Genomic DNA, 13,831 nt, shown 5'->3' with positions numbered 1-13,831 from the left:
CTAACGTCGCACAAAAGGGATGAGGTTACCCCCACCCCCATGCACTTGACTTATTTTGCTTCTTTTTGGAACCATTCTTCCGCTAATTTATCGATTTCACCACTGTCGATCATCTTTTTCAGCTCTTTGTTGAAGTCGTCACGCATCTTGTCCCCTTTTTTGAAGGCGACTGCTGAACCAGCTGGACCATCTTCTTTAATCTGGTACGTTTTCAGAGATGCATCTTGATCCATGTATTTAACAGCAACCGCGTCCTCGATGATGAGGGCATCGATCCGTCCTGTATTCAATTCTTGAATGATTTCTGGAATTTTGTTTAATGGAACGGCTTCACTATCCTTGAAACGATCCTTCGCAAGTCCCTCTTGGATTGAACCAAGCTGGACACCGATTTTTTTACCTTTGAGTTCATCTTCTGAACTAATGGCCTTATCTTTTGTCATGACTAAGTTCTTTGATTCGAAGTAGATATCTGTGAAGTCGGCGTTTTTCTTCCGTTCTTCAGTTGGTGTCATCCCTGCCATGACGAAATCAACACGACCTGAGCTAAGAGCACCAAGTAGGCTTCCGAACTCCATGTCTTCAATTTTTAAGTCATAGCCAAGATTTTTTGTGACTTCCTTGGCGATCGCAACGTCGAACCCGACGATGTCTTCTCCTTTTTTCGTATCGATGTATTCAAATGGGAAGTAATCCGCTGACGTTCCCATCGTCAACACTTTATCGCTGTTACTTGATCCACCTGTTGATTCTTCCGACGCGCCACATGCTGCCATCGTGACTGCCAGAATGCCTGCCATTGCCGTTGCTAATAATTTTTTCATTCGAGTTTTCCCCTTCCAACGCTCAATTGTCAGAACTTTAACAATAGTATGACTTATGTGTATGTCCAATTCAATACCGAAAAGCCTGACCTGTTCTATTGCTTTTAGGATATACGAATATTTATTCACTGTAAAGCATAAATATATAAAATTTTTTTATTTTCTATTCATAAATCATGCATAAATGACTTTTTATACATTTTTGCAAACGCTTTCAAAAATAAAATTTATTATGCTAATCTCATGAATGTACAAAAAAGACCCCTTTTTCAGGAGTCTTTTTCGCTTATGCGTAAATTTCAATCAATGATTCGAGTTTCTCGACGACTTCTTCTGCCGTGAATGACTCGATATCGAACCGCTCGACCATCGAGAGGATGTTTCCATCTTGCATTAATGCGAATGATGGAGATGAAGGTGGATATCCTTCGAAGTACTCTCGTGCTCGGTCTGTTGCTTCGCGATCTTGTCCAGCAAATACTGTAACGAAATGATCAGGCTTAATGCCCTCTTTCCGGTTGACGTACGCTGCAGCAGGACGGGCGATCCCGCCAGCACATCCACACACTGAGTTGACAAGAACAAGTGTTAATCCTTCGCGTTTCATTGCTTCATCAACGCTCTCTGGCGTCGTTAATTCTTCAAATCCAGCAGCGTTTGCTTCTTTGCGGGCTGTTTGGACGACATCTTCAAAATACATTTGGAAATCCATCGTATTGCCTCCTTTGATTCGTTCTCCTTCTTATTGTACGAGTTTCGGTGAAATCTGTCCAAGTCTGTCGCTCAATTCATTTTCTAAAAACGGTCGCGCGTGTAACAAATCACGGAAAGCGATGTAACGGTCGATTTTCTCTTCCATTGGTCGTTTGTTTTGTTTGTATGCCCGAATCAAGACGTTTTTCGGTGTATGCTCAAGATCGATGAATTCGAGTAATTGTGCTTCATAACCGACAAGTGTCAGTAATTCCGCTCGTAACGAATCCGTAGCAAGTGATGCAAATTTTTCTTTGATCAATCCATGTTGCAACATGACGTCAAGTGGAGAACAATCGAGTTGACGGTTCAATTCCTTTTGGCAGCACGGTACGCTCAGAATGACCGATGCATTCCAGTCGACAGCTCGCGCGAGAGCAACGTCTGTCGCGACATCACAGGCGTGAAGCGTCACCATCAAGTCGACTTCTGTCTCACCCGTGTAATCGTGAACGTCTCCGACACGGAAGGTCAGATCGGTATAATCAAGATCTCGCGCAATTTGCGTACATTCCTCGATGACTTCCTTTTTTAAATCAAGACCTGTGACTTCAAGGTCGAACCCTTTGACGACTTTTAAATAATGATAGAGGGCGAACGTCAAATACGACTTCCCACATCCGAAGTCTAGAATCCGAAGTTTTTTTCCTTTCGGCAAGGCAGCGATGCTGTCCTCGACGAATTCAAGGAACCGATTGATTTGTTTAAACTTATCGTACTTCTGCTTTTTGACCTGCCCCGCTTCCGTCATGACGCCCAGGCGGATCAAAAATGGAACCGGTACACCATCTTCTAATAGATAGGTTTTTTTTCGGTCGTGCGACAAGAGAGCTTTCATCGGCTCTTTTTTGGACGTCTTGATCGCGACCTTCATTTTTTTGGAGAGCTGGAATTGCCACTCTTCTTCTTCAAAACGGAAGAGGAATTGTCGGAATTCTGCAAACCAATCATCGAGTCGACCGATGAAATCGTCAATTAAAATATTTTCATGCTTCATAACGCGTTCAAATTGAAACTCAACCTGCATCAGCACCGTATCTCTTAATAGAATCGGTTTTACCTTGATTCGTCGGAGATCATTTGATTTTTGACGCGGATTACTCATCGTCGCATGGATCAGTGCTCCTTGCGTGATTTGCGAGGCAAGGCTCGCTTTTAATTCATGTAGTTCCACTAGTCGTCCCGTCCTTTTCTAATGTTCTTTCGAAACTGTAGCAAATTCGTTCCCGTTCGACAAGTGTACACGCTTCATCATTCGTACGTAATCAAAAGGAGGAATTCATCATGTTTAAAAAAATTCTCTCACAAATCGGAATCGGTGCTGCAACGGTCGATACACGCTTAACGGACGACCGGTGCGAACCAGGTGGTCAAATTAACGGCGTCGTCCACATCAAAGGCGGAAACGTCGATCAAGAGATTGACCGGATTTACCTTGAATTTAACACGCAGTACAAACAAGAAGTAAATGATAGTACAACATTTACGACGTTTACGCTTGATCGATTTGCCCTTAACGAAGCGAAATTCACGATCGAAGCTGGTGTCGAACGCGAAATTCCTTTTACATTACGTGTTCCGCTGAATACGCCACTCTCCGTCAGCCAATCGAAATCGTGGATCGAGACAGGTCTCGACATCGTACAAGCCGTTGATCCGTCAGACCGCGACGCTGTCATCGTCGAAGCGAACCGTTACCAAACGACGGTCTTAAATGCGATGGAGTCACTTGGCTTCCGATTGAAGAAAGCCGACACGGAAAAATTACCTGGACGGTTCCGCAAAGATTTACCGATTGCTCAGGAACTTGAATATTCAGCACGCAATACACACTATGCCCATAAACTCGATGAGATCGAGATCATCATGCTTCAAGACAGCTCAGGGATTGATTTAATCGTCCAAGTTGACCGTCGTGCGCACAGTCTCGGTTCATTGTTCAGTGAAATGGCTGGAGCGGATGAGTCGATGATTAAACTCCGCCTGTCGAATAATGAACTGCAGGATCAGTCATTTGTCGAACGCCAGCTGACAAACATCGTAGAGCGCTATAGCTGATTAATCGAATGACTTGAAAGTGATTCCTCTTCAGGGGAGTCACTTTTTTTGTTCAACTCGATATAACTAAAAAATCATTAGAAATTTATTTCAATATGAAATCGTTTACAAATAAAATATTGTTTTAAAATAATCCACTTGCTATACTGTCCGTATTGAAAAGAATTCCAGTCGTGATTTGCTTAGAGGAGGACGTACACCATGAAAAAAATCGGTCAGTTCACGTTAACAGCCGGACTTGCAGCAGCACTTGTCTCAAGTAGTTTGCCTGTCATGGCAGCAACAGAATCATCAACAGAGCGGATCAGTCAAAAGATTGACGCGATGACGCTCGAACAAAAAATCGGACAGATGATCATGCCGGACTTCCGGCAGTGGAATGGAAGCAATCATACATCCCTTGCCCCAGAAGTCGCAAACATCATTGACCGCTATGATTTAGGCGGCGTCATCTTGTTTGCTGAAAATGTTAGTGAAACTGAACAGACGACGAAACTCGTCCACGATCTGCAAGAAGTCGTCAAGCAGGACGTTAGCAATGATATTCCGCTCTTCGTCACGATCGACCAAGAAGGTGGAATCGTTACTCGGCTGGGGACAGGGACGAACTTACCTGGCAACATGGCGTTAGGTGCAACCCGCAGTAGCACATATGCCAATGATGCGGGTCATATCATCGGTTCCGAACTGCATGCGCTTGGCATCAATGTCAACTTCGGTCCAGATCTTGACGTCAACAGCAACCCTTCAAATCCGGTCATTGGTGTCCGTTCGTTCTCAAGTGACCCCGCACTCGTCGGCACACTCGGTTCCGCTTTAATGAAGGGAATTCAGTCTGAAGGCGTCGCAGCGACTGCCAAACACTTCCCGGGTCACGGCGATACGGCGACTGATTCCCACTATGGCTTACCGATCGTTGATCGCTCCCTTCAAGAGCTAGAACAAGTCGAACTCGTTCCCTTCAAGCGAGCGATCGCTGAAGACATCGATATGATTATGACCGGACACATCGGAATGCCACAAATCGAATCTGAAGTCGTCACCTCGAAAAACGGTACCTTCCCTTTACCTGCGACGTTATCGGATGACGTCATCACGGGTGTACTTCGTAAAAAACTTGGCTACGATGGCATCGTCATCACGGACGCGCTGAACATGCAGGCGATCGCTGATAACTTTACGGAATCAGAAGCCGTTCTGAAGACGTTTGAAGCTGGTGTCGACATTGCGCTCATGCCGACGATCCTCCGTTCCGAGCAGGATGTCACAAAACTCGACCGGATTTTCAAAGACGTGATTGAGGCAGTCAAAAATGGTCGTCTATCAGAGAAACGAATCAATCAATCAGTCGAGCGGATCCTAACGCTGAAAGCAGAACGCGGAATCTGGAACGGTACGACGGATACGACATCGTTAGCCGATAAACTCGCGCAAGCAAAACAAATCGTCGGTAGTCCCGACCATAAAGCAAAAGAACGCGCGATGACAGAAGCATCCGTCACACTCGTGAAAAATGATCAACGGACGTTACCATTCAAACCGAAAAAGAATGCAAACGTACTGGTGATCGCTCCTGCGGCGGATCAAACGGACAGCATGAAAAAGACGATCGCTTCACTACCGAAGAATCGGAACTGGCACGTGACGACAGCGAATTATTCGGCTACTACGCTTCCACTTGACCAAAACCCGACACTACGGGCGCAACTCGATGCAGCGGACTATATCATTGTCGGCTCAAACGTCAATACGAGTGCTAAACTGCTATCAACCGCACCAGAACAAGCGATTCCGGCTTCAATCTTCCGCTATGCGAACCAAACAGACACCCCCTCCGTCTTACTTAGCCTCCGTAATCCATACGATGTCGCCGTTCAACCGGACGCACCGGCGCACGTCCTCGTCTATGGCTTCAAAGGGGATCCGAACGGACCAGACTCCGAAGCTGGTAATCTGAAATCTGCAGGACCTAACCTGCCTGCTGGTATCCGTGCGATTTTCGGAACGTTTAAGCCGCAAGGCACCTTACCAGTCGATGTACCGGTCTTTAAGAACGGTGCCTTTACCAATCAACTGCATCTCGAATTCGGTGACGGCTTTAAAAACTGGAAAAAATGAGAATATGATACACAAAAGACCGAGACTCCTTTAAAGGATGCCTCGGTCTTTTAACGATTGATACGGATATTCCGCTTCTTCTTTCGCACGATAGTAGACGCGGTATAACCAATAGGTCAGTAATGCATAGACGACAATGACAAGAACAGCAGAAATGTAGCTCCCCATGCTATATGCTACCTTGAAGTTTCGAGTCGATGCGGATATACCAGATAATACGATCAACGCTGGAATGATGAGTCCTACAAATCTTACTTTAACTTTACCCAGCATGCGTTGCACGGCATACGCGGCGCTGATCGCAAGTACGATCACGATGATTTCCATTCCTATCCCTACTTCCGCTAAATGATATACCTAATTCTACCATCTAACCGTTTAGGAAGATACTGTTCGCGCCGGAATCGTCTCGTACACCGACGTGAATGTTTCTTCTGTCCATCCCATATGCCAAAACAGCAACTCATAATAACAGCTCGTCACGAAATGACGTTTCATCCGTTCGCGTTCTGTAGGACTGGCTTGTTCAGCCAAAGCATCGAGCCGTGCAATCTGTTCAAAGACGACCTTTTCGAACCACTCCGAACTATACGTGTCGATCCATTGCTGATAGATTTTTTCTTCTGGCGTACATGTCAGTAATTGTTGACCGACTTCATAATACAACCAGTAACATGGCAAGATGGCAGCAATTGTCTCACCGAGTGTCCCCTCGCTCGCATGATGCATATGCGACACATAGGCATATGCTGTTGGTGCTGGTTCGAATGCTTCAAGGTCTGCTTTTGTAATACCAAGCGGTTCAAAAAACGATTGATGTAGACTCAGTTCTGCCCCATATGTCGAAGTCGCATGCTCGGCAAGCGTTGCGATTGTCGCAAAGTCGTCTGCTTTTGACGCTGCCTTCGCTTGAATCTTCGCAAAGTGTTTTAAGTAGTAAGCGTCCTGCATCACGTAATGCCGAAATTTCGAGAGTGGTAATGTCCCTTCCCCGATTCCTTGCACGAACGGGTGCGTAAAACTACTCTCCCAATACGCTTGTGCTGCTTGTTTGATTTCTTGTGTGAATGTCATGATCTCATCCTCCTCGTTTTTTATGAAACGAAAAAACACCACCCCGAAACACACGGGCATGGCGCAAGAAGAACAAGACTTGACGCCACTTCCCTCCGTAAGTACGAACTTAATCAGGTTCAAAGGGTCCGAACGTCTTCGTTCGTCTCAGTCAGCCTACCGACTCCCCTAGTGGTCATTATTCGATTCCCATCCACTATAGCATGCTGAAAATGGAAGTCAAGTTGTCCTCTTTTCGCTATACTATGGAGTGTCAGAAGGCGGATACCGTCTCCTTCTACAGACCGATTCCGAATGGATCTTGTTCCCGTACACTAATTTTAGTACCTGATACTATATTCAATACTCTTACTTATACATTGGAGGATTTCATCATGCATACACCAACAAAAATCATGGCGTCAGCCATCATCGCTTCTGCTTTATTACTCCCGACAGCCGCATCCGCCGAACAAGTCGTCGATAAGACGATCGTCACACTCGGGGAGTCGCTCGGCGCAAAAGATAAGGCTTGGGTCCTTTCACGTCTCAATGCACCGGAGGGCATCACGCCGATTATCGCAACCTCTGCCGACGAAGAAAAATACCTCGGGAAAAACATTCCACAGTCGCAAAAAGGTGGCAACATGTATTCGTCGGCTAAGATTGAACTGACGGAAAAAGGCGATGGACTTTCCGTCTCGACGGAGAACATCACGTGGGTGACGAAGGATATGTATCTCAACGCTCTCGTCACAGCAGGTGTCAAAGATGCCGACATCACGATCACTTCTCCCTACAAGGTGACCGGGACATCGGCCCTGACAGGAATCATGAAAGCCTATGATCAAACTTCTGCTGAGACTGGAATCAAGCTGAGTGACGAACGCAAGGATTTAGCACAGCAAGAATTATCGGTCACATCTGACGTCGGGAAGACCGTTGGAACGGATAAAGTCGCTGACTTGATGAATGAGATCAAGGCTGAGATTGCAAATCAAAAACCGGAAACTAAAGTCGAGATTGAAAATCTGATCGTCCAAGTCATTCAAAACAACAACATCCAATTATCTGATGCACAGATGGATCGATTGACGAACTTGTTCAATCAAATGGAGCAAGCGAACATCAACTGGGGACAAATTGAGAGCGGCTTGAAAAATGCCGGTCAAGACATCCATGCGTTTGCAACGTCTGAGGAGACGAAAGGATTCTTCGCTAAATTATTTGATGGTCTGAGTGACTTCTTTAGCTCGATTGCTGGGGTATTCAAATAATTCAGACTTTCCCATTTAACAAAATAATGGTAAACTACATGTATCTGAAACGAAAGGTGGTGTGAAAAGATGGACTTTGCCGCGTGCAAACACTGGTTAATGGAACAATTATATCTGTTGCGCGCGATTTTTCATGGAATGGCGTTCTAAGGCACCCGTCTGCCCTTTTTAGAACTTCATGAACGAAAAATACAGCAAAGCGCATCTTTCACACGTCAAGGAGAGTGCTATTTGCGCTCTCCTTTTTTTGATGCGCGCGAAAGGATCAATTGATTATGATGATTTGCGACATTCAACACCTGACAAAACAATTTGGAGGCGAAACGATCTTGACAGACGTTTCCCTCTTCTTAAACGAACACGACCGTGTCGGTTTGATCGGACGAAACGGTAGTGGCAAAACGACACTACTTCGCCTACTTGCTCGACTCGACCAGCCGGACGGTGGTGTCATCTATCAAAAGAGTGGTTTGACAATCGGCTACCTGGAACAACTTCCAGTTTACGCCGAAACGATGACCGGACTCGACGTCCTATGGACAGCGTTTGACGAAATCCTCTCGATTCGTTCTCGGATGCAACAGTTGGAACAATTGATGGCAACAGCACCATCCGACCTCGAGGCATTACTCGTCCGATATGCGGACGTGACGAATGCATTCGAACAAAAAGATGGGTATCTACTCGATTCGAAGATTGAGCGCATGGTGAACGGTTTACATCTCCGTCCTTTACTTACTCGCCCCTTCCATCAGTTAAGCGGCGGTGAGCAGACGAAGATTTGTCTCGGTCGTATGTTGCTGATGGAACCGAGTCTCCTCATTCTTGACGAACCCACGAACCATCTTGATTTAGCTGCCGTTGAATGGCTCGAGCAATTTTTACGCGATTATACCGGAACCGTCCTACTCGTCTCTCACGACCGAGTGTTCTTAGATGCTGTCGTTACCTCAATCGTTGAACTTGAGGATGGTGAATTGACATCTTACACGGGCAATTACAGTGCGTTCGTTGTCGAGAGAGAACGTCGTCTGCTCGAACAGTTCCATGCTTATCAAGAGCAGCAGAAAAAAATCAAGAAGATGAAAGAAGCGATTCGTCGACTTAGACAATGGGCGAACGAAGCGTCTCCACCGAGTGAAAAATTATTCCGTAAAGCAAAATCGATGGAGCGGGCGCTCGAGCGAATCGAACGGATTAAACGACCGCAACTCGAAGCTAAAACCGCTGACGTCTCCTTCACTTCTACCGATCACACGAGCCAAGTCGTCTTTCGTGCTGAAGCACTGTCTTTTGCTTACAAGACGCGACAACTTTTTGATGCGATTTCGTTTGAAATCATGGCCCAGGATCGAATTGCGATCGTTGGAACGAACGGAAGCGGAAAGTCGACATTACTATCACTACTACTTGACGAATTATCACCGGACGCGGGCACACTCACGCGTGGACCATCAAATCATGTCGGTTACTTGTCTCAACACGCCCATTTCGAAGAGGACGCTCGATTGATTGACTGGTTCAGGCAACGGATTGCCATCCCGGAAGCGGAAGCCCGCCATATTCTTGCTCGGTTTTTGTTCTTTGGACCGACTGTCTTCCGGTCTATTTTTTCACTGAGCGGCGGCGAACGTGTGCGATTGCAACTCGCCGTCCTCGTTCATTCGTCGATCAACGTATTGATTCTTGATGAGCCAACGAATCATTTGGATATTGAATCAAGAGAGACACTTGAAGAAGCACTCGAGAATTTTTCTGGAACACTGATTGCTGTCTCGCACGATCGCTATTTCTTGAATCGTCTTTTTCCGCAGATCCTTTGGCTTGAAAATGGTCTGACGCGTTATCACGGTACGTATACGTATGCCCAACAGAAGCGTACTGAGTTCGCTGCGTCTTCCCCACTCCACGTAACCCCACAAAAACCAAAACGCTTGGCACAACATGAGTTAGAAGTACAGATCGAGCGACTTGAACGAAAACTAGCCAAACGTGAGTGCTTGACTGACATGGTCTCTAAGACCATTCAAGAGAAACTCGATGACCTTTACGAACAATTGTTACAATATGGATAATCTTGCTTCACTTGACTGTCGTCCTTATTTAAGGGACGGCAGTCTTTTGTATATCTTCCCTATGTGAGACTCCTGTTTTTTAGTTAACCTTATTAAGTTTTAAAATTTTATTTTAATTTCTTATTGCATATTGTCAGAAAATTCGTATAATTTAGCGTATAGCTTTTTATTATTCTTTGGGAGGAATACACCATCATGAACGCCATTCAGCAAGTCATTCAAGGAAGTGTCGATTACGCCAACAATATTTTAGGTGCGTACGTGCTAGTTGCCGTATTGATCGGCGGCGGGATCTACTTCACGATCCGAACTAAATTTATCCAGTTTACGTACTTAAAAGAGATGTTCCGGGTCACGCTCGATAAAAGTGAACAAACAACAGACGATAAAGGGGAAAGTATCACTTCTCTCCAGTCGTTCTTCATCGGTGCTGCGACACGGATCGGTACTGGTAACCTTGCTGGTGTCACGATTGCCGTCACACTTGGCGGACCAGGTGCTGTCTTCTGGATGTGGATGGTCGCTCTTCTCGGTGGTGCGACAGCGCTCATCGAAAGTACACTTGCTCAAGTCTATAAAGTACGCGATACGAAATCAAATGCGTACCGTGGTGGTCCTGCCTATTACATCGAAAAGGGCTTAAAAAATCGGGCTCTCGGAATCGTCTTTGCTGTCTTGATTGCCGTTACATTCGGACTTATTTTCAACTCCGTTCAATCAAACACGATCGCCGCTGCTTTTGACAATGCGTTTGGCATCAATACAGCTGTCGTCGGTGCTGTACTTGTCGTCTTGACGGGACTCGTCATTTTTGGTGGCGTTCACCGCGTCGCGAAATTCTCTGCAATCGTCGTTCCCATCATGGCAGGACTTTACTTGCTTGCTGCCCTTTATGTCGTCGTCACGAATCTCACTGAGCTTCCTGGTGTATTCGCAATGATTTTCAAGAGTGCCTTCGGGATCGAGCAAGCATTCGGTGGCTCGGTCGGTGCTGCGATTTCACTCGGTGTTAGACGTGGATTGTTCTCGAACGAAGCTGGTATGGGATCTGCTCCGAACGCCGCTGCTGCTGCTGAAGTCTCACACCCAGCAAAACAAGGTTTCTTGCAAACACTTGGTGTATTCCTTGATACGTTGATCGTCTGTACAGCAACAGCAACGATCATTCTCCTTAGTGATAGTTATGCCGCTGGAAACGGCGAAGGAATCGGCATGTTACAAAACGCACTCTCTGAACAATTCGGCGCAATCGCCCCACCGTTCATCGCACTCTGTGTCTTCTTGTTCGCATTCAGTTCGATTGTAGGTAGTTACTACTATGGTGAAACGAACATTGAGTTCATCAAACAAAGTCCGGCAGCCGTCTTCAGTTTCCGTATTGCGACAATGGGCTTCGTCTTCATCGGATCTGTTCTCAGCCTAGGTATGGTATGGAGCTTTGCCGATTTATTCATGGCAGGTATGACATTAATCAACATGACGTCAATCCTTCTCTTGAGCGGTATTGCCCTCAAAGTCATAAAAGACTACCAGGACCAACGAAAGCAGGGACTCGATCCTGTCTTCTCTGCCAAAGCACTCGATATTGAAAACACGGAATGTTGGGATGTCGAAGAAGAAGCTCGTCCTGCTGCTGGTGAACTTCCACCGTCACAGTAAAAATTGAACCCTATTCTTTAGCACCGAGTATGCCTTTTGTGCCTACTCGGTGTTTTTTATTTGCCAAAAAGAATTTGGATTATGTTTTCACCGGACAGGGAAAAAGTCAACAGATTGTCCTGAAGGAGGAATTCAATTTGTCTCAAGCCATGCTGATCATCAACCCGTCTTCCGGTAAAGAACTTGGAAAAAAACACGCGACGCTCGCTGAAGAAACACTCGCTACTCGTTTTCAAACCGTCGACGTCCGGTTCACGGAAAAAGAACACGACGCGACAGAATTCGCACGTCACGCCGCTCAGTCTAATTACGACGCTGTCATCGCCATGGGAGGTGACGGAACAGTTAATGAAGTCATTACTGGGATCGCTGAGCAACCACATCGCCCAACTCTTGGCATCGTACCACTCGGAACAGTGAACGATTTATCACGCGCTTTACACATTCCGACTGATCCGGAAGAGGCCATTCAGATTCTAGCAGAAGCCCCTGCCCGGCCGCTCGATATCGGTAAGTACGATGACCACTATTTCATGAACGTCATCGCCGTTGGTCTGATCGCAGAAGCTGTCGAAGAGGTTAGCGTCGAACAAAAGACATCGCTCGGATCGGTTGCCTATTTCATTGAAGGTCTGAAAGCCTTTAAAGATCATAGTCCTTATCCAATTGAAATCGATTCTGCTGAGAAGCAGTTCGACGGAGAAGCACACTTGTTGATCATTGCTTTGACAAATTCCGTCGGCGGATTCGAATCGTTTGCTGAAGACGCGAAAGTCGATGATGGACTTTTGCACGGTTTCATTATTACGAAGCTCGGCTTCTTTGATGCGCTTCAAGCGTTACCTAAACTCATTACTGGTGGATTATCAAAGGCAGATCAAATCGAACACTTCACGACGACACGCGTCGAGATTCGTTCAAAAGAAGAATTACCGATCAATGCCGATGGAGATACAGCCGGTCATGTTCCCGTAACTGTTGAAGTACTTCCGCAGCATTTAAGCGTATTCTCGCCAGACACATCAAATTAAAATTTCACTACTCTCAAGAGCTGACTTACGGTCAGCTCTTTTGCTTATTTTACCATTACAATATATGTTAATATTGCGTAATTTTGAAATACATTTGAAATATTTTTGTGTTATTGACGATGCTATAATCATCTCAGGCGAAAAATCATTCCCTAAAATAAATAAATATACATAAAATCTTACAATTTTGTAATGATCAGTTCTGTCGCTTCAGATTTTTAAGGAGGAAATACACTCAATGAAACGTTTACTTACAACAATGACAATGACAGCTTTGGTAGTTTCAGGTTTTGCGACAACGAGTGCTTCGAAAGTTGAAGCTGCAACGACGTATAAAGTAAAGGTCACGGCAGACGGGCTTCGTGTTCGTACAGGTCCATCAACGGCTTATAAAATCGTCGGTAGCGTCAATAAAGGACAAACTTTCAATTATCTTGGTGTTTCCGGTTCATGGACGAAAATTTCTTATGGCGGCGCATCACGCTATGTTTCTTCTACATATGTAAAAAAATACAGTACGACGACTTCGTCAAAAGCAACGACTGGTTTCTCGCGCCCAGCAAGTGGTCCAATCACGCAAGGATACGGTGCAGCTAGCGGTGTTTACGGCTATACATTCCACAACGGCATCGATATCGGTGCTCCAACAGGTACACCTGTCTACGCATCAGCTGCTGGTAAAGTCATTACGTCTCGCTATTACGGTGCATATGGCAATCATATCATGATGACACACACTGTTAACGGCATTCAATATACGACGGTGTATGCACACTTGAACAGTCGCTCTGTCTCAGTCGGACAAACGATTGCTAAGGGGTCGAAAATCGGTACAATTGGCGCAACAGGAAATGCGTTCGGTGCTCACCTCCACTTCGAGATGCATCGCGGATCTTACGTCTATAGCGGAACATCTGCCGCAAACAGTGTTAATCCACTCAATTACTTCAACTAAGCTTGATTCACCGGACTTCTCGTCATGA

The 13,831-nt window shown here is 45.7% G+C and carries 12 protein-coding genes and 1 riboswitch; of the genes, 7 read left to right on the top strand and 5 right to left on the bottom strand.

All coding sequences use genetic code 11. The features are described 5' to 3' along the window. Positions 1 to 50 precede the first annotated feature (50 nt). The 3 genes from ADM98_RS06970 to ADM98_RS06960 form a co-directional block, all read right to left on the bottom strand. Positions 51 to 824: a transporter substrate-binding domain-containing protein gene (locus ADM98_RS06970; RefSeq protein WP_053452835.1), complete on the bottom strand. Its 774-nt coding sequence runs from the start codon at positions 822 to 824 to the stop codon at positions 51 to 53. Positions 825 to 1,110: 286 nt separating this feature from the next. Then, entirely contained in the window at positions 1,111 to 1,536 is a 426-nt protein-coding gene (locus ADM98_RS06965; protein ID WP_053452834.1) for a BrxA/BrxB family bacilliredoxin, read from the bottom strand. Between the two features lie 30 nt (positions 1,537 to 1,566). Next, positions 1,567 to 2,751 (bottom strand): class I SAM-dependent methyltransferase, encoded by a 1,185-nt coding sequence (locus ADM98_RS06960; RefSeq protein ID WP_053452833.1) that lies wholly within the window; start codon positions 2,749 to 2,751, stop codon positions 1,567 to 1,569. Between the two features lie 110 nt (positions 2,752 to 2,861). Between ADM98_RS06960 and ADM98_RS06955 the strand changes: the two genes are divergently transcribed. Together ADM98_RS06955 and ADM98_RS06950 are read left to right on the top strand one after the other, a co-directional pair. Next, the gene (locus tag ADM98_RS06955) at positions 2,862 to 3,635 is read left to right on the top strand and encodes a sporulation protein (RefSeq protein WP_053452832.1); all 774 of its coding nucleotides are present in this window, start codon (positions 2,862 to 2,864) and stop codon (positions 3,633 to 3,635) included. Positions 3,636 to 3,836: 201 nt separating this feature from the next. Continuing rightward, complete coding sequence (locus ADM98_RS06950; RefSeq protein ID WP_053452831.1) at positions 3,837 to 5,753, top strand: glycoside hydrolase family 3 protein; 1,917 nt, start codon at positions 3,837 to 3,839, stop codon at positions 5,751 to 5,753. A 30-nt stretch (positions 5,754 to 5,783) separates the two neighbouring features. Here ADM98_RS06950 and ADM98_RS06945 read toward each other — a convergent pair whose 3' ends face one another. Together ADM98_RS06945 and tenA are read right to left on the bottom strand one after the other, a co-directional pair. Then, complete coding sequence (locus ADM98_RS06945; RefSeq protein WP_053452830.1) at positions 5,784 to 6,080, bottom strand: hypothetical protein; 297 nt, start codon at positions 6,078 to 6,080, stop codon at positions 5,784 to 5,786. A 51-nt stretch (positions 6,081 to 6,131) separates the two neighbouring features. Next, positions 6,132 to 6,827: a thiaminase II gene (gene tenA / locus ADM98_RS06940; RefSeq protein ID WP_053452829.1), complete on the bottom strand. Its 696-nt coding sequence runs from the start codon at positions 6,825 to 6,827 to the stop codon at positions 6,132 to 6,134. Between the two features lie 73 nt (positions 6,828 to 6,900). Beyond that, positions 6,901 to 7,007, bottom strand: a riboswitch (TPP riboswitch). A 194-nt stretch (positions 7,008 to 7,201) separates the two neighbouring features. Here tenA and ADM98_RS06935 point away from each other — a divergent pair. The 5 genes from ADM98_RS06935 to ADM98_RS06915 all read left to right on the top strand — a co-directional run bounded on the left by ADM98_RS06935 (position 7,202) and on the right by ADM98_RS06915 (position 13,803). Continuing rightward, positions 7,202 to 8,083, top strand: coding sequence for a DUF1002 domain-containing protein (locus tag ADM98_RS06935; protein WP_053452828.1), 882 nt, complete (start codon positions 7,202 to 7,204; stop codon positions 8,081 to 8,083). Between the two features lie 278 nt (positions 8,084 to 8,361). Beyond that, positions 8,362 to 10,158 carry a ribosomal protection-like ABC-F family protein gene (gene abc-f, locus ADM98_RS06930; protein ID WP_235504843.1) on the top strand — a complete coding sequence of 599 codons (1,797 nt, stop codon included), beginning with the start codon at positions 8,362 to 8,364 and terminating at the stop codon, positions 10,156 to 10,158. Between the two features lie 195 nt (positions 10,159 to 10,353). Continuing rightward, positions 10,354 to 11,817, top strand: a complete 1,464-nt coding sequence (locus tag ADM98_RS06925; protein WP_053452826.1) for an alanine/glycine:cation symporter family protein — start codon at positions 10,354 to 10,356, stop codon at positions 11,815 to 11,817. A gap of 137 nt (positions 11,818 to 11,954) precedes the next feature. Further along, a complete protein-coding gene (locus tag ADM98_RS06920; RefSeq protein ID WP_053452825.1) occupies positions 11,955 to 12,848 on the top strand; it encodes a diacylglycerol/lipid kinase family protein in 894 nt (297 codons plus the stop codon). A 238-nt stretch (positions 12,849 to 13,086) separates the two neighbouring features. Beyond that, positions 13,087 to 13,803: a M23 family metallopeptidase gene (locus ADM98_RS06915; protein ID WP_053452824.1), complete on the top strand. Its 717-nt coding sequence runs from the start codon at positions 13,087 to 13,089 to the stop codon at positions 13,801 to 13,803. Positions 13,804 to 13,831: the final 28 nt, after the last annotated feature.

This window comes from Exiguobacterium sp. BMC-KP (genome assembly GCF_001275385.1).
Lineage (GTDB): Bacteria > Bacillota > Bacilli > Exiguobacteriales > Exiguobacteriaceae > Exiguobacterium_A.
The sequence above is the reverse complement of the archived record's forward strand: the minus strand, read 5'-3'. Positions and strand labels throughout refer to the sequence as shown.

Coding starts and splice junctions, on each gene's coding strand:
- ADM98_RS06970 (WP_053452835.1), bottom strand. CDS start 824: ATGAAAAAATTATTAGCAACGGCAATGGCAGGCATTCTGGCAGTCACG.
- ADM98_RS06965 (WP_053452834.1), bottom strand. CDS start 1,536: ATGGATTTCCAAATGTATTTTGAAGATGTCGTCCAAACAGCCCGCAAA.
- ADM98_RS06955 (WP_053452832.1), top strand. CDS start 2,862: ATGTTTAAAAAAATTCTCTCACAAATCGGAATCGGTGCTGCAACGGTC.
- ADM98_RS06950 (WP_053452831.1), top strand. CDS start 3,837: ATGAAAAAAATCGGTCAGTTCACGTTAACAGCCGGACTTGCAGCAGCA.
- ADM98_RS06945 (WP_053452830.1), bottom strand. CDS start 6,080: ATGGAAATCATCGTGATCGTACTTGCGATCAGCGCCGCGTATGCCGTG.
- tenA (WP_053452829.1), bottom strand. CDS start 6,827: ATGACATTCACACAAGAAATCAAACAAGCAGCACAAGCGTATTGGGAG.
- ADM98_RS06935 (WP_053452828.1), top strand. CDS start 7,202: ATGCATACACCAACAAAAATCATGGCGTCAGCCATCATCGCTTCTGCT.
- abc-f (WP_235504843.1), top strand. CDS start 8,362: ATGATTTGCGACATTCAACACCTGACAAAACAATTTGGAGGCGAAACG.
- ADM98_RS06925 (WP_053452826.1), top strand. CDS start 10,354: ATGAACGCCATTCAGCAAGTCATTCAAGGAAGTGTCGATTACGCCAAC.
- ADM98_RS06915 (WP_053452824.1), top strand. CDS start 13,087: ATGAAACGTTTACTTACAACAATGACAATGACAGCTTTGGTAGTTTCA.